This window comes from Veillonella sp. ACP1 (genome assembly GCF_000286635.1).
In the GTDB taxonomy this organism is placed as follows: domain Bacteria; phylum Bacillota; class Negativicutes; order Veillonellales; family Veillonellaceae; genus Veillonella; species Veillonella atypica.
This window is the reverse complement of the sequence record NZ_ALKL01000007.1, coordinates 51567-71397: the sequence shown is the minus strand read 5'-3', so window position 1 is coordinate 71397 and position 19831 is coordinate 51567. Positions and strand designations below refer to the sequence as shown.

At 39.7% G+C, this 19831-nt stretch carries 14 protein-coding genes; 13 read left to right on the top strand and 1 reads right to left on the bottom strand.

Going from position 1 to position 19831, the window contains the following annotated elements; genetic code table 11:
* Window positions 1–30 precede the first annotated feature (30 nt).
* The 7 genes from HMPREF1151_RS02065 to uvrC all read left to right on the top strand — a co-directional run bounded on the left by HMPREF1151_RS02065 (window position 31) and on the right by uvrC (window position 12933).
* A complete protein-coding gene (locus HMPREF1151_RS02065; RefSeq protein WP_009660924.1) occupies window positions 31–1074 on the top strand; it encodes an elongator complex protein 3 in 1044 nt (347 codons plus the stop codon).
* Between the two features lie 45 nt (window positions 1075–1119).
* Complete coding sequence (gene smc, locus HMPREF1151_RS02060; protein WP_009660939.1) at window positions 1120–4674, top strand: chromosome segregation protein SMC; 3555 nt, start codon at window positions 1120–1122, stop codon at window positions 4672–4674.
* A complete protein-coding gene (gene ftsY, locus HMPREF1151_RS02055; protein ID WP_005384208.1) occupies window positions 4674–5609 on the top strand; it encodes a signal recognition particle-docking protein FtsY in 936 nt (311 codons plus the stop codon). Before smc ends, ftsY begins: the two co-directional genes overlap by 1 nt.
* Window positions 5599–5982 carry a hypothetical protein gene (locus HMPREF1151_RS02050; protein ID WP_005378331.1) on the top strand — a complete coding sequence of 128 codons (384 nt, stop codon included), beginning with the start codon at window positions 5599–5601 and terminating at the stop codon, window positions 5980–5982. Before ftsY ends, HMPREF1151_RS02050 begins: the two co-directional genes overlap by 11 nt.
* A complete protein-coding gene (gene uvrB, locus HMPREF1151_RS02045; protein ID WP_009660928.1) occupies window positions 5982–8162 on the top strand; it encodes an excinuclease ABC subunit UvrB in 2181 nt (726 codons plus the stop codon). Before HMPREF1151_RS02050 ends, uvrB begins: the two co-directional genes overlap by 1 nt.
* Window positions 8159–11011, top strand: coding sequence for an excinuclease ABC subunit UvrA (gene uvrA, locus HMPREF1151_RS02040; RefSeq protein WP_009660841.1), 2853 nt, complete (start codon window positions 8159–8161; stop codon window positions 11009–11011). Before uvrB ends, uvrA begins: the two co-directional genes overlap by 4 nt.
* Window positions 11012–11094: 83 nt before the next feature.
* Window positions 11095–12933, top strand: coding sequence for an excinuclease ABC subunit UvrC (uvrC, locus tag HMPREF1151_RS02035; RefSeq protein WP_009660929.1), 1839 nt, complete (start codon window positions 11095–11097; stop codon window positions 12931–12933).
* A 73-nt stretch (window positions 12934–13006) separates the two neighbouring features.
* On the opposite strand, the gene HMPREF1151_RS02030 is transcribed toward uvrC, so the two are convergent.
* A complete protein-coding gene (locus HMPREF1151_RS02030) occupies window positions 13007–14362 on the bottom strand; it encodes an MATE family efflux transporter (protein WP_009660904.1) in 1356 nt (451 codons plus the stop codon).
* Between the two features lie 191 nt (window positions 14363–14553).
* Here HMPREF1151_RS02030 and HMPREF1151_RS02025 point away from each other — a divergent pair, with 191 nt between their 5' ends.
* From HMPREF1151_RS02025 to HMPREF1151_RS02000, 6 genes are all read left to right on the top strand, one after another.
* Complete coding sequence (locus tag HMPREF1151_RS02025; RefSeq protein ID WP_005380893.1) at window positions 14554–15213, top strand: TerC family protein; 660 nt, start codon at window positions 14554–14556, stop codon at window positions 15211–15213.
* A 161-nt stretch (window positions 15214–15374) separates the two neighbouring features.
* Entirely contained in the window at window positions 15375–16043 is a 669-nt protein-coding gene (locus HMPREF1151_RS02020) for a TerC family protein (protein WP_009660870.1), read from the top strand.
* Complete coding sequence (rlmD, locus tag HMPREF1151_RS02015) at window positions 16043–17506, top strand: 23S rRNA (uracil(1939)-C(5))-methyltransferase RlmD (RefSeq protein WP_009660931.1); 1464 nt, start codon at window positions 16043–16045, stop codon at window positions 17504–17506. Before HMPREF1151_RS02020 ends, rlmD begins: the two co-directional genes overlap by 1 nt.
* Window positions 17507–17662: 156 nt before the next feature.
* Window positions 17663–18415, top strand: coding sequence for a hypothetical protein (locus HMPREF1151_RS02010; RefSeq protein WP_009660903.1), 753 nt, complete (start codon window positions 17663–17665; stop codon window positions 18413–18415).
* Window positions 18416–18578: 163 nt separating this feature from the next.
* Window positions 18579–18998: a hypothetical protein gene (locus tag HMPREF1151_RS02005; RefSeq protein ID WP_009660898.1), complete on the top strand. Its 420-nt coding sequence runs from the start codon at window positions 18579–18581 to the stop codon at window positions 18996–18998.
* A 68-nt stretch (window positions 18999–19066) separates the two neighbouring features.
* Window positions 19067–19717, top strand: coding sequence for a DUF4304 domain-containing protein (locus HMPREF1151_RS02000; RefSeq protein WP_009660953.1), 651 nt, complete (start codon window positions 19067–19069; stop codon window positions 19715–19717).
* Window positions 19718–19831 lie beyond the last annotated feature (114 nt).

Below are 19831 nucleotides of genomic sequence, written 5' to 3'. Positions count from 1 at the left end.
TGTAAATAGGAATAGAGAGGAGGTATATTTATGAAATATGGCATGATTCCATTTTTTATCCCTCATGTAGGGTGTCCTCATGTGTGTACATTTTGTAATCAGTCTCGTATTACAGAAGTATCAGGCATAGGGTATTTGACTCCAGCATATATTACATCGACCATTAGAGATTATGTAGGCGAGTCTAGAGCGGATAAATATTGGGAGGTTTGTTTTTATGGAGGCTCCTTTTCCGCTATTGATCAAGAATTACAAAAACAATTATTAGCACCTGCTAATGAAGCGCTACAAGCGGGTATTATAGATGGTATTCGTTGTTCTACAAGGCCTGATGCCGTAAGTGATGGACAATTAGAATTACTGCGTTCATTTGGTATGAAGACCATAGAACTCGGCGTACAATCTATGGATGATACCGTACTATCCTTAGCTAAACGAGGTCATACCTCTGATGATGTAAAATTGGCTGTTAAACAATTACGAAAGTTTGGATTTACCGTAGGACTACAACTGTTGCCGGGGCTTTTAGGCGATTCATGGGAAACGATAATACAAACAGCTGTTGAAATAATTGCATTGCAGCCTGATTTTGTACGTATTTATCCCGTCCTCGTCATAGATCATACGGAATTGGCGGAACAATACAAGTCAGGTATATATGAGCCATTATCATTGGAATTAGCATTACAGTATTGTGCATTTTTAAAGACTTGGTTTGAATCGCATCATATTACTGTTATTCGGACTGGATTGCAAAGCACTGAAGAACTCGATACAGGTACTAGTCTATTGGCAGGTCCTTATGAGCCTGCCATGGGAGAACTAGTGACTAATGAGCAGTGGAAGCAGCGCATAGCATATTGTATCGATGAGCATACAGAATATTTTAGAAATCCAATTCGTACCATTACGATATCCTATCCACGATGTCTTACGTCTAAGGTAAGGGGATTAAAAAAACGCAATGTTACATATTTCGAACGAGCATATGAACATATAGCTTTCACATGGCGAGAAAATAATGATATTGATACAGTACAATGCAGTATAGATGGCATGGTATATGTGGTATAATTAAAGATATGATTTAATGGGGTTATACTAAGAAAGGAGGCAGTCATGCAATTACTGCGGCTAGAATTAAAAGGATTTAAATCCTTTGCTGATAAAACAGTTGTAAAATTCTCCCCAGGGATGACTGCCGTTATTGGTCCTAACGGGAGTGGTAAAAGTAATATTACGGATGCTATGAAATGGGTTCTAGGGGAATCCAATGTGCGTAATTTACGGGGCCAACGTGCAGAGGATATCATTTTCTCTGGCACAGAAAAACGAAAACCGATGAGTGCTGCCGAGGTTACCCTTGTATTTGATAATGCAGATGGTCAACTCGATGTGGATATGCAAGAGGTAGCTATTACACGTCGTATCTATCGGACAGGTGAAAGTGAGTTCCTCATCAATAAACGGACCTGCCGTCTAAAGGATATTCACTTGTTATTAGCTGATACAGGCCTTGGCAAAGATTCGATGGCTATCATTGGGCAAAATCGTATCGATGCTATTCTTAATAGTAAACCAGAAGAACGTCGCCTTATATTTGAAGATGTTGCAGGCATTTCTCGTTTTAAAATTAATAAAGAGGATGCATTGCGTCGTATTGCGAGCACAGACCGGAATATGGAACGCGTTCGCGATATTATGGCGACCATCGAGGAACAATTAGGACCTCTGGCAGAAAAAGCGGAAACGACGAAAAAATATATGGCATTAAGCCGTAGTAAACGCGAATATGATGGTGTTATCGGCTTTCACAATTATAAGACGGCTGATCGATTATTAACCCGTGCAGAAAATGACAATATTGCATTGAAGGATGAGGAAATTGAATTACAAACGCAATTATCTACCCTCGATGCACGACGTCATACATTACAAGCTGAAAATGCAAAGGATCAAGAACAATTAAAATCTTGGGAAGCACAGTTTAGCGAAAAACAACGGGAAGAAGAACGCATCAATGGTACTGTAACACTACTAGAAGAACAGTTGCGTACAACTAAGCGCGAAGTAGAAGATACTTCTCTGCGTATTAGCGAAGCAGAAGCGTCTAAAAAGGGTGAAGAGCAGCAATTGCTTATTTTAGATCGCCTTATTGAGGATGAAACGGCTCAATTAGAATCTGAATGTACTCAATTCGTAGTTTTAGAGGAAAATTATAATAAGGCCATTGCTCAATTAGAGGCGGAACAATCATCATGGAAGTCCTTAGAAAGCGACAGACAAGCCTATCAACAGCGTCAATTAGATTTAGTTGCTAGTATTGAAACAGCGAAGGCTACATTGCGAAATTTAGAATCTCGTAAATCTGAGTCCGCTGTTCAAGTAGAAATATTAGAAGCGGAAATTAAAGAGGTTCAATCCAATTTATCGGCAGCGAAATCTGAACATGAATCTTTAGAAACTCAATTTAATGAGTTATCTAATAAACGGAAGTCCTTAGTTGATGAAGAACGGTCTGCATCAGAACGATTGCGAGAAGCTCGAAAAGCATTAAATCGCATGAGTAGCGATGTGCAAAAGGCACAGGGGCGATTAGAATTATTAGCACAATGGGCAGAACAACATGAAGGTTACTTAGAAGGTACTAAAAACATCCTTAACGGTAAGGGCCCATGGCGTGAAGCGATTAAAGGGGCGGTAGGTGATTTATTTACCGTAGATAACCGATTTACTGTTGCTATCGAAATCGCCTTAGGTGGTAGTGTTAACCATGTTGTGACAACGACAGCTAAAGCCGCATCAGAAGGCGTTCAATTCCTTAAATCAATTCAAGGGGGTCGCGTTACCTTCTTGCCTATGGATTCTGTGAAAGGGCGACCTTATGATACTCCTGCATTGTCGGAAGATGGTGTCATTGGGACAGCTGTCGACTGTATTGAATTCGATGCTGCCTATAATCATATATTCCAATATTTGTTGGGCCGTACATTAGTTGTAGAAACAATGGAACGGGCTATTGCGTTACAAAAGAAATATAATCAGCAGTTACGCATCGTTACATTGACGGGTGAACAATTCCAACCAGGTGGTTCCTTAACTGGTGGTGCAACGAAGAAAAAACGCAGTTCCTTGTTAAGTCGTCGTGAAGAGGCGGCTCGTTTAGAGGCCGAATTAGCTTCTGTAGAAGAGCGTACGGCCAAGCTTGAACAACAAATCAAGGATGAAGAAAATCATATTGAACGAGCGCAATGTGAGCGAAGTGTGGTGGATGAACAATATCAACACACCAATCTTTTGTTCTCGGCCAGTCAAACGAAGATTCAGAACATTGAAAATCAATTAGAACGTAAGAAGCGTGTACTTCATGATGAGGAGGAACGTATCGTTCAAATTGACGTGGACATGGGACAAACGAAACATGTGCTTTCACAATCTGAATCGGAATTATCAGCGTTACATAATTCACCTGAACAACAAGGTGATCAATCGGCGATTATGGAACGATTAAGTACGCTGCAAAAGGCACAGCAAGAGGCATATGAAGCTTTTATAGCCTCTAGATTGCTTTGTGAACGTTTAGAAAGCACCATAGAAGAACGTAAGGTACAACAAGAGCAACGAAAGCAAAACTTGGAAACCATAGCATCTCGCTTAGAACCTCTCATGGAGTTATTACATTCTAGTGAAGAGCGTTTGATTGTTGTGATTCCTGAACAAATTCGAGTTGCTAATGAGTCTCTTGAAGCGATTCGTGGAGAGGTTGAAAAGCTTCGCGCTTTACGCGATGAAGCGTATCAATCGACTGCTGGTGCACGGGAAGAGATTGAGTCAATTTTAGCTGAACAAGACCGACTCAACCAGCGGTATAAGGTGGTTCAAAATCGTCTAGTTGAAGCAGAAGGTAAATTGACGCGTTATCGTATGGATTGTGATCGCGCTGTAGAGGATTTGAATGAATTAGGCTATTCATTGGAAGATGCACAGCATATAAATATTGCCGGTTCTGTGAATGATTGGAAAATGGAACAAGCTCGTTTAATGGCGGAAATTGCGGAACTTGGCTCCGTTAATCCTAACGCTGTTGAAGAATACGAAGAGACAAAAACTCGGTATGATTTCTTATCGAATCAATTAGCAGATCTCGATACGGCAAAAGAACAATTACAAGCGGTTATCGCTGAAATGGATAAGGCCATGAGCACGCAACTCTATGATGTATTAGAGGTGGTAGGTAAGCAGTTCCAACATGTATTCAGTCAATTATTTGGTGGTGGTACGGCTCAAATCGTACTTACCGACCCAGAAAATATCTTGACTGGTGGTATTGATTTCTACATCCAACCACCAGGGAAAAAGCGTCAGCAATTGACGTTACTATCTGGTGGAGAACGAGCACTCACAGTTATTGCCTTATTGTTCTCGTTCCTCGACTATCGTCCGGCTCCATTCTGTGTGCTTGACGAAGTTGATGCTGCTTTGGATGAAGCAAATGTAGAGCGATTTAGTTCTTATTTGAATCGGGTAAATAAGGAAACACAGTTTATCGTCGTATCACATCGTAAGAAAACGATGGAAGCTGCCGAAGTATTACAAGGGGTTACCATGGTGGAGCGCGGTGTATCTCGATTGTTAACGGTTTCATTTGAAGATGTGAAGGAGGATCTAGCATAATGGCATTTGGATTCTTTAATAAAATTAAAGAGGGCTTAGAAAAAACTCGTAAGTCCTTTGTAAAAAATGTAGAAACAGTAATCATTGGTTATGCAGAAATCGATGATGATTTTCTTGATGATTTAGAAGCGGTCATGCTCACTAGCGATTTAGGTCCTAAGACTACAGAGTATTTGATGAAGGAAATCCGCCGTGGTGTTACAGAAGGTGTTATTAACAATACTGGTGATGTAATGCCATTCATGGAAGACCGCATCACAGAAATGTTAGTTGACCAAGAGGATGAAATCACACTTCACCACCCAGAGGTTATCCTGGTTGTTGGTGTTAATGGTGTAGGTAAGACTACAACTATTGCTAAATTGGCAAACTACTATACTAAAGAAGGTAAAAAGGTTATCATCGCTGCTGGAGATACATTCCGTGCGGCGGCGGCGGACCAATTATCCATCTGGGCTGACCGCGTAGGCGTACCTATCGTAAAACATAAGGAAGGTGCGGACCCTGCTGCCGTTGTATATGATGCGATGGAAGCCGCCAAGGCACGTAATGCAGACATGGTAATTGTCGATACGGCTGGTCGTCTTCATACAAAAGTAAATCTTATGGAAGAACTTAAAAAAATGGGCCGCGTAGCGAACAATCATGTAGAGGGTGCTCCGCATCAAACATTGCTCGTTCTCGATGGCACTACAGGTCAAAATGCGGTAAGCCAAGCTAAATTATTTGGTCAAGCCGTACCTGTTAATGGTATTGTAGTTACTAAATTAGATGGTACTGCGAAAGGTGGCGTAGTTATTTCTATTAAAGAAGAACTAGGCGTACCTGTACGTTGGATTGGCGTTGGTGAAGGCATGGATGATTTACGTCCATTTAATGCAAAAGAATTTGCCAATGCACTATTTAATAAAGGAATGATTCAAGGTGACAAATAAATATAACCGGGAATTCTTACTTGAATATGTAGAATCTGAAAATAAAAAAAATAAATGTAATGTAAGCCTAGAAAACATGGAAAAAATCGTTAGCTTAATCGAGTATTTCGGTATTGAATTATATCGTCCTATTACGAGATTACTACTTTCAAACTGGGAAGAAATTACAGAGCGTATTAATAACTATACTGAATCAGATTGGATGATGGCCGATGAAATTCAAAAGACCACGCCTACATTAGATCGCTTCTCCATTGCTATGCTCATCGAGGTGTTAGAAGGTGAGGATACATTGAACCAAGCTGAAAATGCAGGTCGTCGTTTGTCAGAGGAAGAACTCAAGGCTATCCGTAAACATCAGGATGAACAGTAATGAAACATAATAGCTATAACTATGAAGGGGGCCAACCATTTAAAGTGGAGGCGCCCTTTACGCCTACTGGGGACCAACCTACAGCCATTCAATCTCTTACAGACGGGATTGAGCGTGGCGAATGGGCTCAAGTTCTATTAGGTGCGACTGGTACAGGAAAAACCTTTACCATGGCAAAGGTCATCGAGGCGGTTCAGAAACCGACCTTGATTATCGCCCATAATAAAACATTGGCTGCTCAACTTTGCAGCGAGTTTAAAAGTTTCTTCCCTAATAATGCGGTAGAATACTTTGTATCTTACTACGATTTTTATCAACCAGAAGCGTATATCCCTTCTAGCGATACGTACATCGAGAAGGATGCATCTATTAATGATGAAATCGATAAATTGCGCCATAGTGCTACTATGAGTTTATTTGAGCGCCGAGACGTTATCATCGTTGCTTCTGTTAGCTGTATTTATGGCTTAGGTGATCCGGAGGACTATTCTGATCTCGTATTGTCCTTGCGATTAGGTCAGACGAAATCTCGTGATGAAATTCTGTCTAAACTCGTAGATATCCAATATACGCGTAATGATATGAATTTTATTCGCGGTACATTCCGCGTACAAGGGGACACCATAGAAATTTTCCCTGCTGCCTATAGTGAAAGAGCCATTCGGGTGGAACTATTCGGCGATGAAATCGACCGTCTTGTTGAGGTGGATGCATTAACGGGAGAAGTCATTGCAGAGCGCAAACATGTTGCGGTCTATCCTGCATCTCACTATGTTACAACAAAAGAAAAAATGAAAATTGCGGTAGAGCGCATTGAGGCAGAACTTGATGAGCAGTTGGCAAAACTGAAAGCAGAAGATCGTCTGCTTGAGGCGCAACGTCTTGAACAGCGCACCCGTTATGATATAGAAATGATGCAAGAAATGGGCTACTGCTCAGGCATCGAAAACTATTCCCGCCATATGTCGGAGCGTAAAGCAGGGGAAGCACCATATACATTGATTGATTATTTTCCTGATGATTTCCTCATCATGGTAGATGAATCGCATGTAACTATTCCTCAGGTTCGTGCCATGTACAATGGGGATAGAGCGCGTAAAGAATCTCTTATCGAATATGGCTTCCGTTTGCCATCAGCTCTTGACAATCGACCATTGAAATTTGATGAGTTTGTAGAACGAATCAATCAAATCGTGTATGTATCAGCAACGCCAGGACCGTATGAAATGGAAGTAGAAACGAATGTGGCAGAGCAAATCATTCGTCCTACAGGGCTACTTGATCCATCCATTGAAATTCGTCCTATTAAGGGGCAAATGGATGATTTACTCGGTGAGATTCATAAGCGCGCCGCTAAGAATGAACGGGTTCTCGTTACGACATTGACGAAGAAGATGGCTGAAGATTTAACGGAATTCTTGAAGGAAATGGGTGTTCGTGTTCGTTACCTTCACTCGGATATCGTTACCATCGAGCGGGCTGAAATCATTCGTGATTTGCGGGCCGGTGTATTCGATGTATTAGTCGGTATCAACTTGCTCCGCGAAGGCCTCGATATGCCAGAGGTTTCCTTGGTGGCTATTTTAGATGCCGATAAGGAAGGTTTCTTACGCTCTGATACAGCTATGATTCAAACTATCGGTCGTGCAGCGCGTAATGTGAATGGTCATGTTATTATGTATGCTGACCGTGTAACAGGTTCTATGCAACGCGCTATGGACGAAACAGATCGTCGTCGTGCAGTACAAGAGGCATATAATATTGAACATCATATTACGCCAAAATCTGTATCTAAAGATGTGAAAGAGCTTATTGAGCTCACTAAAATTGAAGAAGATATGGTCACCGATGGCAAAGGGTTTTCACCAAAGAAGGGGAAAAAGAAGTCCTTTGCAGCTGGTATGGACCATGGCCACGAACCGTATGCTCAAGATGCAGATGCTACTAAGGTAGCAGAGATTACGGCAGAAGAACTATATAACAAGATTGAAGAGCTTGACCGTCAAATGAAGGCGGCTGCTAAACAGTTAGAATTTGAAAAGGCTGCCAAATTACGTGATCAATTGGGCGAACTTCGTCAACAATGGTCCGATATGCATAGTGTCGGTGACAGTAAGTTAAAAAAACCGCGAAAAAATTCTAAGAAACAATCACCAAAAAGTAAAAAGGTACATATATGAAAGATCAATTGATTGTAAAAGGTGCACGTCAGCATAACCTTAAAAATATAGATATTTCACTACCGCGAGATAAGTTTATTGTCTTAACTGGTTTAAGTGGATCTGGTAAATCGTCCCTTGCATTCGATACGATTTACGCAGAAGGCCAACGGCGTTATGTAGAATCACTGTCGGCCTATGCGCGTCAATTTTTGGGACAAATGGATAAGCCTGATGTAGATTATATTGAAGGTTTATCTCCAGCCATTTCTATCGACCAAAAGACTACAAGTCGAAATCCTCGTTCTACAGTTGGTACGGTGACGGAGATTTACGACTATTTACGTCTATTATTTGCCCGTGTTGGACATGCTCATTGTCCAGAGTGTGGTAAACCCATTACACAACAAACCATTCAACAAATGACAGATGATGTAATGAGCTTTTCTGAAGGGACTAAGATTTTAATCTTAGCACCTATGATTCAAGGAAAAAAAGGGGAACATAAATCTGTCTTTGAACAACTTCGAAAAGAGGGTTTTGTCCGTGCTCGCGTTGATGGTGTGGTACGCACAATGGATGAGGATATTGTATTAGAGAAAAATAAAAAGCATTCCATCGATATTGTTGTAGACCGTCTCGTTGTCAAAGAAGGCATTGAATCCCGTTTAGCAGACTCTATGGAGACCGCATCAAAATGGGCAGAAGGTATCGTTATTGTTCAAGAGGTCGATGGCCCAGAGCATATGTATAGTCAAAACTTTGCATGCCCTGATTGTCATATTTCATTGCCAAAAATTGAGCCCCGTATGTTCTCTTTCAATAGTCCCTTTGGGGCATGCCCCGCTTGTTTGGGGATTGGCTCTACCATGGAGGTTGATGAGGAGCGCGTCATTCCAGATGGCTCTATTAGTTTTGCCGATGGTTGTGTACAGGCGTTGAGCTCTAATCCTAACGCATGGTTTATGCGTCAGCTAGAAGGTCTATTGAAAGCCAATGGACACTCCTTAGACTCTACCTATGATGAATTACCTAAGGCATTACAGAAGAAGGTCATGTATGGTACGATGGATAAGGTGGCTTTCACTTATGAAAATATGCGCGGTGAAGAAAAGGAATTTTTCACTGAATACGAAGGTATTTTGCCGATGGTGAAACGCCGCCATAGCGAAGCATCTACCGATTCTATGCGCGAAGAATTTGAAAAATTCATGTCCATTAAACCATGTACGACCTGTCATGGCGCTCGTCTTAAACCCGAGGTATTAGCAATTACCGTAGGGGATAAGAACATTAATGAAGTAACCCAGTTGACGATTAAAGAAGCGCTAGATTTCTTTAGTCATTTGCAATTAACTGACAGAGAACAAGTGATTGGTGCACAGATTCTAAAAGAAATTAATGCTCGACTAGGCTTCCTCAATAATGTAGGCCTTGATTACCTTACTATGAATCGGAGTGCAGGCACCTTATCTGGTGGTGAAGCACAGCGTATTCGGTTAGCAACGCAAATTGGTTCTGGTCTTGTGGGTGTGTTGTATATTCTTGACGAGCCATCCATTGGTCTACACCAACGAGATAATGATCGACTTATCGATACCTTAAAAGGGTTGCGTGACCTTGGTAATACACTGCTCGTTGTAGAACATGATGAGGATACAATGCGCGCTGCAGATTACCTTGTAGACATTGGACCAGGTGCGGGCGAGCATGGTGGTCAAGTCATTGCTGCAGGGACTGTAGATGAGGTTATGCAGGTGAAAGATTCCATTACCGGTCAATATTTGAGCGGCCGCAAGTTTATAGCTCTTCCTGACGAACGACGTAAACCTGGTAAAAACTGCATCGAAATTCGAGGTGCCAAAGAAAATAATCTACAAAATATTAATGTGAAATTCCCAATTGGACTATTTACAGTAGTTACAGGTGTCAGCGGTTCTGGTAAGTCTACTTTGATAAATGAAATCTTATATAAAGGGCTGGCAAATCAGCTATATCGTTCGTATCACAAGGTGGGGGCTCACAAAGAGATTCGAGGCCTAGAGCATATTGATAAAATCATTAACATTGACCAAAGCCCTATTGGCCGTACACCTCGCTCTAACCCTGCCACATATACAGGCGTATTTGATGCAATTCGTGAATTATATAGCCAAACACCAGAGGCTAAGATGCGCGGGTATAAACAAGGGCGTTTTAGTTTCAATGTAAAAGGTGGCCGCTGCGAAGCTTGTCGTGGTGATGGTATCATCAAAATTGAAATGCATTTCTTACCAGATGTGTACGTACCTTGTGAAGTCTGCAAGGGGGCCCGCTATAATCGCGAAACACTGGAGGTTAAATATAAGGGCAAATCTATTGCAGATGTGTTAGATATGACCGTAGATGATGCGGTAGAATTCTTTAGTGCTATCCCTAAAATTTACAAGAAAATGGTAACATTGCAAGAGGTTGGTCTTGGCTATATTCGTTTAGGCCAAGCGGCAACCACATTATCTGGTGGTGAAGCACAACGGGTTAAATTGGCCACAGAATTAGCACGTCGCAGTACAGGTAAAACATTATATATCCTTGATGAACCTACAACAGGCCTTCATGCAGAAGATATTAGAAAGCTTTTAGATGTATTGCAGAAACTGGTAGATGGTGGCGATACAGTTATCGTAATTGAGCATAATCTAGATGTTATCAAAACGGCTGATTATATTATTGATCTAGGTCCTGAAGGTGGTAATCGAGGTGGTACTATCGTGGCTACCGGTACACCGGAACAGATTGCAAAGGTGAAAGAAAGTTATACAGGAAAATTCTTAGGTCCTGTATTAGAACAGACTAATACATTTATGAATGCTGCAAAGAAAAAGAAATAATTTGTATGGCACTGCCTTGTATGGTTGCGACAATGAAGTATTATTTATAATGGTATGGAGAATTGACGAAGAAAGGAGGATATATGCCGTCTGAAGAGTTATTAGAAAAGGTTAGCCATTTACCGACCACACCAGGGGTCTACTTATGGCGTGATCAATATAACCGCATCATCTATGTGGGTAAAGCGATTAATTTACGCAATCGCGTGCGATCCTATGTGCGTAATGATGCGAATCGAGCGCCTAAGGTAACGGCGATGATGAAGCGTGCCGTCGATGTAGAGATTATTCAAACAAAGACGGAAATGGAAGCCCTCATATTAGAAAATACGCTTATCAAAGAACATAAGCCGAAATACAATATTTCCCTTAAGGACGATAAGACGTATCCTTATGTTAAAATCTCTGTTCAAGAAGACTATCCTCGCGTATATATGACACGTCGCCTTGAACGGGATGGGGCTAAATATTTTGGGCCCTTTACTGATGTAACAGCCGTTCATGTAGTCCTCAAGTTGATTCGTCAGTATTTTCCATTGCGTACCTGTAAATCGATGAAGGTAGAACGCCCTTGTTTGCAATATCATATGCATTATTGTGAAGCGCCATGCTTTCATAAGATATCAGTACCGGATTACCGCAAATATATCGATGAAATTATAGAACTCTTTGAGGGCAAACCAATTCCATTGCTTAAAGAAATTAAGGAAAAGATGGAAGAAGCTGCGGAAGAGCTTCGATTTGAAGATGCAGCACGTTATCGAGATCAATTGACGAGCATTGAGAAAATTCAAGAAAAACAGCGGATGGTAACGCAACGTGGTGATCTAGATGTACTGGGGATAGCTGTAGATGGTCAATTGGCATGTGTACAACTACTCTTTATTCGAGGTGGCCGTCTATTAGGCCGAGAAAATTACTTCGTGCAAAATGAAGGTGACTCGGAAGAAACCATTATGACTGATTTTATTAAGCAGTACTATGGGGATACTACCTTTATTCCTAAAGAACTATTATTGCCTATGGAAAGTTCTGAGCAACATCTATTTAAGGATTGGTTCAGTGATATGAAGGGCCAACAGGTCGATGTTCTTGTGCCTCAACGTGGCTATAAGATGGACATGATTAAAATGGCTCATGAAAATGCTGAAACATTCCTTGAAGAACGTCGCCGCCAATGGCAATACCAAATTGATAAGAGTGGTGGTGCCGTTAAGAAATTGGCGGAGGTCCTCGACTTGCCAAGATTACCAGAGCGTATGGAGTGTTTTGATATTTCCCATACACAAGGCTCTGAAACCGTGGCCTCCATGGTTGTATTTGAAGGCGGCAAGCCAGCTAAGAAGGAATATAGACGCTTTAAATTAAAGACTACACAGGGCAAGCCCGATGACTTTAAATCGATGGCAGAAATCATGGAACGCCGCTATGGTAATGAAACGGATTGGCCTATGCCAGACCTCATTATTATCGATGGTGGTAAGGGGCAGCTCAATGCATCTATACCGCTCATACGCGCTGTAGGTGTTACAGATGTGCCAGTCATATCCTTGGCAAAACGGATAGAAGAGGTCTTTGTAGAAGGGCAATCGGATAGCATCATTTTGAGTCATCATTCACCAGAGTTGCAATTATTGCAACAAATTCGTGATGAAGCCCATCGATTTGCTATTACCTATCATCGTAAATTGCGGGGCAAACGTAACTTAGAATCCGTACTCGATCACATTGATGGTATTGGCCCTAAACGACGTAAGGCTTTATGGGCTCATTTCAATAGCTTAGAGGCCATGAAAAAAGCCAGTATAGATGAATTAGCTAAGGTCGATTCTATGAACTATAAGACGGCGGAAACGTTATACAATTTTTTCCGCATGTCGAATGTTGAAAAACAAGATGTATTACAAGGCAATACTATGTAATACAAAAATAGTTAATACCTTATAGTAGAAAAGCAGCACTGCTGAGTATGACTTGCAGTGCTGCTTTTGTGCATTATGCTTTTATATGTACTTGTTTGTGTTGAATATACCATGTTCGAATGGTGAATAGTATGCCTGCTACAATTACGCTAGCTAATAGGCCTATCCATACACCAAATGGGCCGTAATTTGGGTTGTTGGCAAGAATGTATGCAATAGGGAAGCAAACGCCCCAATAGGAAATGAGAGAAATATAGAATACAATTTTTACATCCTTGTAGCCCCGTAGAATACCTTGTAATGGTGTACCAATGGCATCGAAGGCGGAGAAGAAAACGCCATACCCGAGGAATCTATAAATTAGATTATATACCTCTTCATCATTTGTAAATAGTGTAGATATGCTTTCCATATGAGTGAATGTGAAAGCACAAATCAAAATCGCAATGACAATGGCTAACACGCGAGAAATGTAGGAGTACTGAATAGCTTCTTTATGTCGCTCAGCACCGACTTCATAGCCTACAGCAATGGTAGAAGCCATGGCAATGCTAAGTGGTAAGCAATAGAACACGTTGGTAAAGGCAATGACCGATTGGTGAGCCGCTACGACAGCGGAACCAAAGTGTACCATCAATAGACCGGCAATACTGAAAATGCTGGCTTCAAAAAAGATAGAAGAACCGATTGGCAAGCCGATTTGTAATTGCTCACGTATGTATTGCCATTTGGGGCTTACCCAATCTTTATAGATACGATATCCCTTTAATTTAGGATGGAAGAGCACCATCGCACTAAATAAAATAAAGTTTGTCCAACATGCTCCGGCAATACCATAACCAGCACCGACACCACCGATTTCAGGCAATCCGAAGTGCCCAAATATCAGTGAGTAGTTTAAGAATACATTCACTACAAAACTCGTTACTACAATGGCCATAGAATAGTGAGTTAACCCGTGGGAATCAACGGTGTTACGCAATGTATTAACCCATAACAGAGGGAATAGGCCAAGTGCGAAAGCTTTCAAATAATTGATACAAACAGCCGTAGCAGCAGGTTCTAAGTTAAGGAAATTTAGTAATGGTACTAATCCGAAAACACCGAGTAATAATATAATAAGTGCTAGGGTTGTTGCAATATAAAACCCTTGGTAGACGATGGTAGGTATACTATCTGTTTTCTTGGCTCCTAATAGCTGTGCAATGATCGGGGTGATACCCATTAGGGTCCCTTGTGCAAAGATATAGAATAATAACCATAGATTGTACCCTGTAGCAACTCCAGCTAAATCAATTGTACTATATTGTCCTGTTAAGAAGATGGCGATAAATGTGCCCCCTACAAGAGAAAATTGGGTGATGCACATAGGAGTAAATAATTTAATGAACAACCATAATTTTTGTAGTATAGAATATGTTTGATACATAATGACCTCCTAAATTGATGATATATTTTAACATAGTCTATCTATTATGGCTAGGTGTATTAAAAACTATAGAATATAGTTATATACAGGTATTCGTATTACGAATAGATGGATACATTACAGTATTGTACAAGGTAGATGCTCTTTAGTATAATAAGTATATTAAATATTTTCGTTATAGGAGGTACGAATTGGACATTGTATCTGTTCAAGGTTTGTTGGCAATGTTACAAATCATTGTCATCGATATTCTGTTGGCCGGCGATAATGCCATTGTGATTGGCATGGCTGCACGAAATTTGCCGGCTCATTTACAAAAGAAAGCAATTTTCTGGGGCACAGCAGGTGCTATCATTTTACGTCTCGTTATGGCATTCCTCTTCGTTGAGGCTTTAAATACAATTCCAGCACTTCGTTTGGTAGGTGGTATCCTTTTATTATGGATTGGGTACAAGCTCGTTGCTGATGATGACAGTGAGCATAATATCGAGGCCAAGGATAGTTTGCGAGCTGCCATCATGACGATTGTCATTGCTGACGGTATCATGGGTATCGATAATGTAATTGGTGTAGTAGGCGCTGCAGGTGGCCACATGACAATGGTTGCTATTGGTATGCTTATTACGGTGCCTATCATCGTGTATGGTAGTACATTATTTGTGAAAGTCATCGAGCGTTTCCCAATTATTCTCTACGTTGGTGGTGGTATCCTAGGATGGGTCGGCGCTGGCATGAGTGTGGAAGATACATTAATTGCTCATACAGTTGAACCGTATGCGCTGTATATTAAAATAGCTGCCGTTATCCTTGTAGTAGGTGCATCTTTAGTAGTAAAACAACTTAAAAAATAATTGGAATGTATAATATCTCTTCTCTTTTTTACAGGAGGAGAGATATTTTTTTGCAGTAGATTATGAAAGATATTAAAGCATTTGTTTTAGATGAGAAAATACATAAAATATGGTATAGTTAAGGGATAGTTATAGAATTAATTATAGTTGAGGTGCATATAATGGAATTTTTAGAAGCGGCCACGTGGGTTACGATTGGCAAGATTATATTGATAGATATTTTATTAGCCGGAGATAATGCTGTAGTTATCGGTATGGCAGCCGGTAAATTAGCACCAGAACTTCAAAAGAAAGCCGTTATATGGGGGACGGTAGGTGCCATTTTAATGCGCCTTCTGTTTGCCACCGTTTTGGTAGAAGCGTTAACCTTGATTCCTCTCGTTCATTTAGGCGGTGGACTTGTGCTCATATGGATTGCTATTCAGCTTTTAAAAGGCGATGATGAAGAGGCTCATATTGAAGCTAAAAACTCCTTAATGGGTGCTATTTGGACGATTATCGTTGCCGACGCTATGATGAGTATCGACAATGTCATCGGTGTTGTGGGCGCTGCAAGAGGTCATTTAGAGCTTGTTATCGTTGGTATGCTAATTACGGTACCTATCATCGTATTTTGTTCTACACTATTCGCTCGTATTATTAACAAATTCCCAGCCATTCTTTGGGCTGGCGGTGCACTACTTGGATGGGTTGCCGGTGAAATGATCGTAGAAGATCCACTTCTTTTACCATATATTCAAGGGGAAGAATTACTCGTTAAATTTGGTGCGGTATTCTTTGTACTCATCGTGACTGGTATCATTAAAATTTGGAAGAAAAGAGACGCGTAATGAACGGTACAGGTCGTACATCTCGTAAACATAAATCTAAAGGTAGACAACAACATACAGGTGGAAAACTTTCTAAAAAACAACAGGCCATTCTAAATGCGCCTGTTAAACTTGGTGATGAGGTTTTGGTAACCATTCATGGTATTGGCAGTAGTGGAGAAGGTGTAGGTCGCGTAGATGATTTTACCGTCTTTGTTCCCTTTGCCTTGCCTGGAGAAACGGTGAAAGTATCTATTAATATGGTGAAAAAGACCTATGCTACAGGCAAGTTAATAGATATTGTAACACCAGCTTCTAATCGTATAGAGCCTACCTGTAACTTATATGGTGTATGCGGTGGGTGCCAATTGCAACATATTACCTATGAAGGGCAGCTTTCACTAAAAACACAAAAGGTGAAGGATGTTATTGAACGAATTGGTCACCAAAATCCTGATCTTGTAAAACCTGCACTAGGACCAAAAGAACCTTGGGCGTATCGAAACAAGATGCAAATGCCTGTCGGTGGTGCTAGAGGCGACATTCAAATGGGATTCTATGCAATGGGATCTCACGATATCGTACAGGGGACGAATTGTCCTATCCAAGATGATGGAAATAATCGTATAGCCCAAATCTGTTATGACATAGCCAAAGAGCTTGATGTTGAGCCATACGATGAACATACGGGAAAGGGCGTATTGCGTCATGTTATCGGTCGTATTGGACAATCCGGATGGATGGTTATTCTCGTAACCGCTACTGATTATTTACCGCATCAAGAAGAATGGGTTAAGAGCATAACCAATCGTATACCACAAGTGGAAACCATCGTTCATAATGTGAATGGTAAACGAACCAATGTCATTTTAGGTCCTACTAATCATGTTATCTATGGAGATGGTACAATCACTGATCATATTAAGGACCTACGATTTAATTTATCACCACATTCCTTTTTCCAAGTCAATCCAGAACAAACTACGGTGCTTTATGATCAAGCGTTAGCTTATGCAGACCTAAAAGGTAATGAAACTGTTATCGATGCGTACTGTGGTACAGGTACCATCTCATTATTTCTAGCTCATAAAGCTAAACATGTTATCGGCATTGAAATTGTAGAACCAGCCATAATCAATGCTCGTGAAAATGCTCGAAATAATGGCTATGACAATACTGAATTTATCGTCGCTGATGCGGCTGTTGAAATGCCAAAACTCTATAAAGCCGGCGTACGACCAGACGTGATTGTATTCGATCCAATCCGGGCAGGCTGTAAAGAAGAAGTACTAACCTCTGCAGCAGGGATGGAACCAAAACGCATTGTCTACGTATCCTGTAACCCAGCCACCATGGCTCGAGATATTGAAATTCTCACACACTACGGCTATGAACTAAAAGAAGTCCAACCTGTAGACATGTTCCCAATGACAGCGCATGTTGAGGCAGTGGCTTTGCTTACTAGGAACGAAGTGACGCAGTAAGCATTAGCACTGCCCATGTGATAGGCGTCCAAGAACACGAGACGAAGACGAAGTGCGATTGGAAACGCCGAACCACTGAGGCAGTGGCTTTGCTAACTAGAAGCGAAGCGATGTAGTGAGGATTAGAATGGCTCATATTAGAGATATCCAAAATTTATGGAAAAGCTTATTTTTAAAAGTATATATTTTGTAGGTGAGACTATGAACTTTAAGAAACAAATTGTTTTATTTTCAATTTTAGCTATGTCTGTTATGGCAGTATCTGCTGAAGATATTAGTACTTATAATCCTCAAGTTATTGAGAAACACCAAATTACAAATGAAGATATTGCATCAGCAACATCTTATGGACAGTCTTTAGTAGAAAAGAAAAATATCAAAATGATATCTACTGCTAAGAAAAAGTTTATTAAAAGACGTTATGGTGGAATTTTCCCAAGAAATGAATTGCAAGGTATCGTATATGTTCAAACTCCATTCGCAATTTTTGCAAATACGGCATTGGAGGATGCTAGAGGTGTAGCAAGTACTTATTCAACAAGAAATGCCACTAATATATTACAGGTTAGATCTTTCCTTTATATGCCGGAAAGTAAGATGTATAATGATACTAATAATGTTGTTATATCTATAGTACAAAATGGATATACATATTATCCAATAGAAACAGTACGTGGCGATGATCAATATGAAGGTCCTGGTATGTGGGTAACAGTAGGTTATCAATCATTATTTGAATTATCTCAGATTGATACTAATAGTCCTTTTGAAGTTCATATTAAGTCTGATGCGGTTAAGGTTGGAGATGCAGTAATTCAGTTTCCAGCCTTAAATTCGTCAAATAAGTATGTTTTGGATGACTCTTATTCACTTTATAGAGGTGATGCAGTGTTTATCGATAAGAAATAATATTTATTTAAGTGCATTATTCTAGAACTGAATAAATCTGATTTTTTATTTAGACCTAATATAATAAAGCGGCTGTAATAGAATACACTTCGTTTAAATAATCAAATAATAGTTTTATAATATATTTAATTACAATTTTAGATTTCATATTGTGAGGAATAATATGGAGTTTATACATGATAGACATAGTAATATCCTTTTCAGTCTTTATGGTAGTAAAGTAAATAGAATCAAAATTCATAATAAAACATTAACATTAACAGTTGAAGAAATGTATCAATTGTTAGATGGTGAAGAAAAAGCATTCTCAGGAGAAATATGTTTTAACAACTGTGATGTGGATTTGTGTAAGGTACTAATATTTAACAAAACCTTGGGTGAAGGTCGCTTTTATGGAAAGTCTCTTTGTTTACAAGATTTTATAAATGAGTATGTAGACTCAGAATTTGAAATAATTACTGAAGGCTATTATGCTAATACAACTACATATACCGGTTGGCTTTGGGCCGATAAAAAATCTCCAGTATCCACGATTATGTATATTTGGAATAGCGGAGATATGGTGTATCGTGTCAAAAAATAACCCATGTTTTTACCGATAAAGTAATCTTTAAAAGAAATACAGCACTATTTAGGAGGACTTTTACAATCTTGAAACCTAGAGAGTTATGTGAAAAAGCTTGGCAGGAGATAGCAAGTAAATTTCCTGATTTTAAGGTAGTTAGTAAAGGTCAGAAGTTAAAGAAAACCTCTAAGAATAAAGACCTTATCTTTGAAATCTACTTTCAAGCTAATAGAAATAACTATGCAGATAGCGTAGAGTTTGTTCCACATATTGCCATTTATTCTAAATCTATGAAAAAAGCTAATATTCATAACGGGTTTGTATATGGCGGAGAATTAGGTCGTTTGTTAAATAGAACGGAATGGCATTGGTATCAATTAGCAGGTGCTAGCTATCAATATACTGTAGATGAAGTTAGCAAGTTATGTGAGGAATATATAATACCGCTATTTGCAGGTTTTGAAGATACAGAACGTAATATTGAAAAACTTATAGAGGGAGATATAAACGATTATAATCTACCATATTATATTTATCATTATGGTGGAAAAGATAAAGCTCAACAATATTTTAATAAAATAATCAAAAATTCTGAGTTAAGAAGTATGTATATTGACTTTTATAATCAGTTGAAAGAAATTCCTAAAGAAAATATTTCATTAGGCGTGAGTGAATTTTATGGATCCACTATGATTGAATTTGCATATATAAATGGAATAATAATTGAAGAAGAATAAATAAGTCCATCGCATAGAAACGATATGCGATGGACCTTTTTTTGCTTTTATATATTAAATTTAGATAGATTTTATATGGTTGTGGTTAAATCAAATAGAAGTTATATAGTAAAA

Bases quoted from the DNA above. Each gene is read 5' to 3' on its own strand.
- HMPREF1151_RS02005 (WP_009660898.1), top strand. From the start codon at position 18,579: ATGGAGTTTATACATGATAGACATAGTAATATCCTTTTCAGTCTTTAT.
- ftsY (WP_005384208.1), top strand. From the start codon at position 4,674: ATGGCATTTGGATTCTTTAATAAAATTAAAGAGGGCTTAGAAAAAACT.
- HMPREF1151_RS02010 (WP_009660903.1), top strand. From the start codon at position 17,663: ATGGAAAAGCTTATTTTTAAAAGTATATATTTTGTAGGTGAGACTATG.
- rlmD (WP_009660931.1), top strand. From the start codon at position 16,043: ATGAACGGTACAGGTCGTACATCTCGTAAACATAAATCTAAAGGTAGA.
- HMPREF1151_RS02065 (WP_009660924.1), top strand. From the start codon at position 31: ATGAAATATGGCATGATTCCATTTTTTATCCCTCATGTAGGGTGTCCT.
- smc (WP_009660939.1), top strand. From the start codon at position 1,120: ATGCAATTACTGCGGCTAGAATTAAAAGGATTTAAATCCTTTGCTGAT.
- uvrB (WP_009660928.1), top strand. From the start codon at position 5,982: ATGAAACATAATAGCTATAACTATGAAGGGGGCCAACCATTTAAAGTG.
- uvrC (WP_009660929.1), top strand. From the start codon at position 11,095: ATGCCGTCTGAAGAGTTATTAGAAAAGGTTAGCCATTTACCGACCACA.
- HMPREF1151_RS02030 (WP_009660904.1), bottom strand. From the start codon at position 14,362: ATGTATCAAACATATTCTATACTACAAAAATTATGGTTGTTCATTAAA.
- HMPREF1151_RS02020 (WP_009660870.1), top strand. From the start codon at position 15,375: ATGGAATTTTTAGAAGCGGCCACGTGGGTTACGATTGGCAAGATTATA.
- uvrA (WP_009660841.1), top strand. From the start codon at position 8,159: ATGAAAGATCAATTGATTGTAAAAGGTGCACGTCAGCATAACCTTAAA.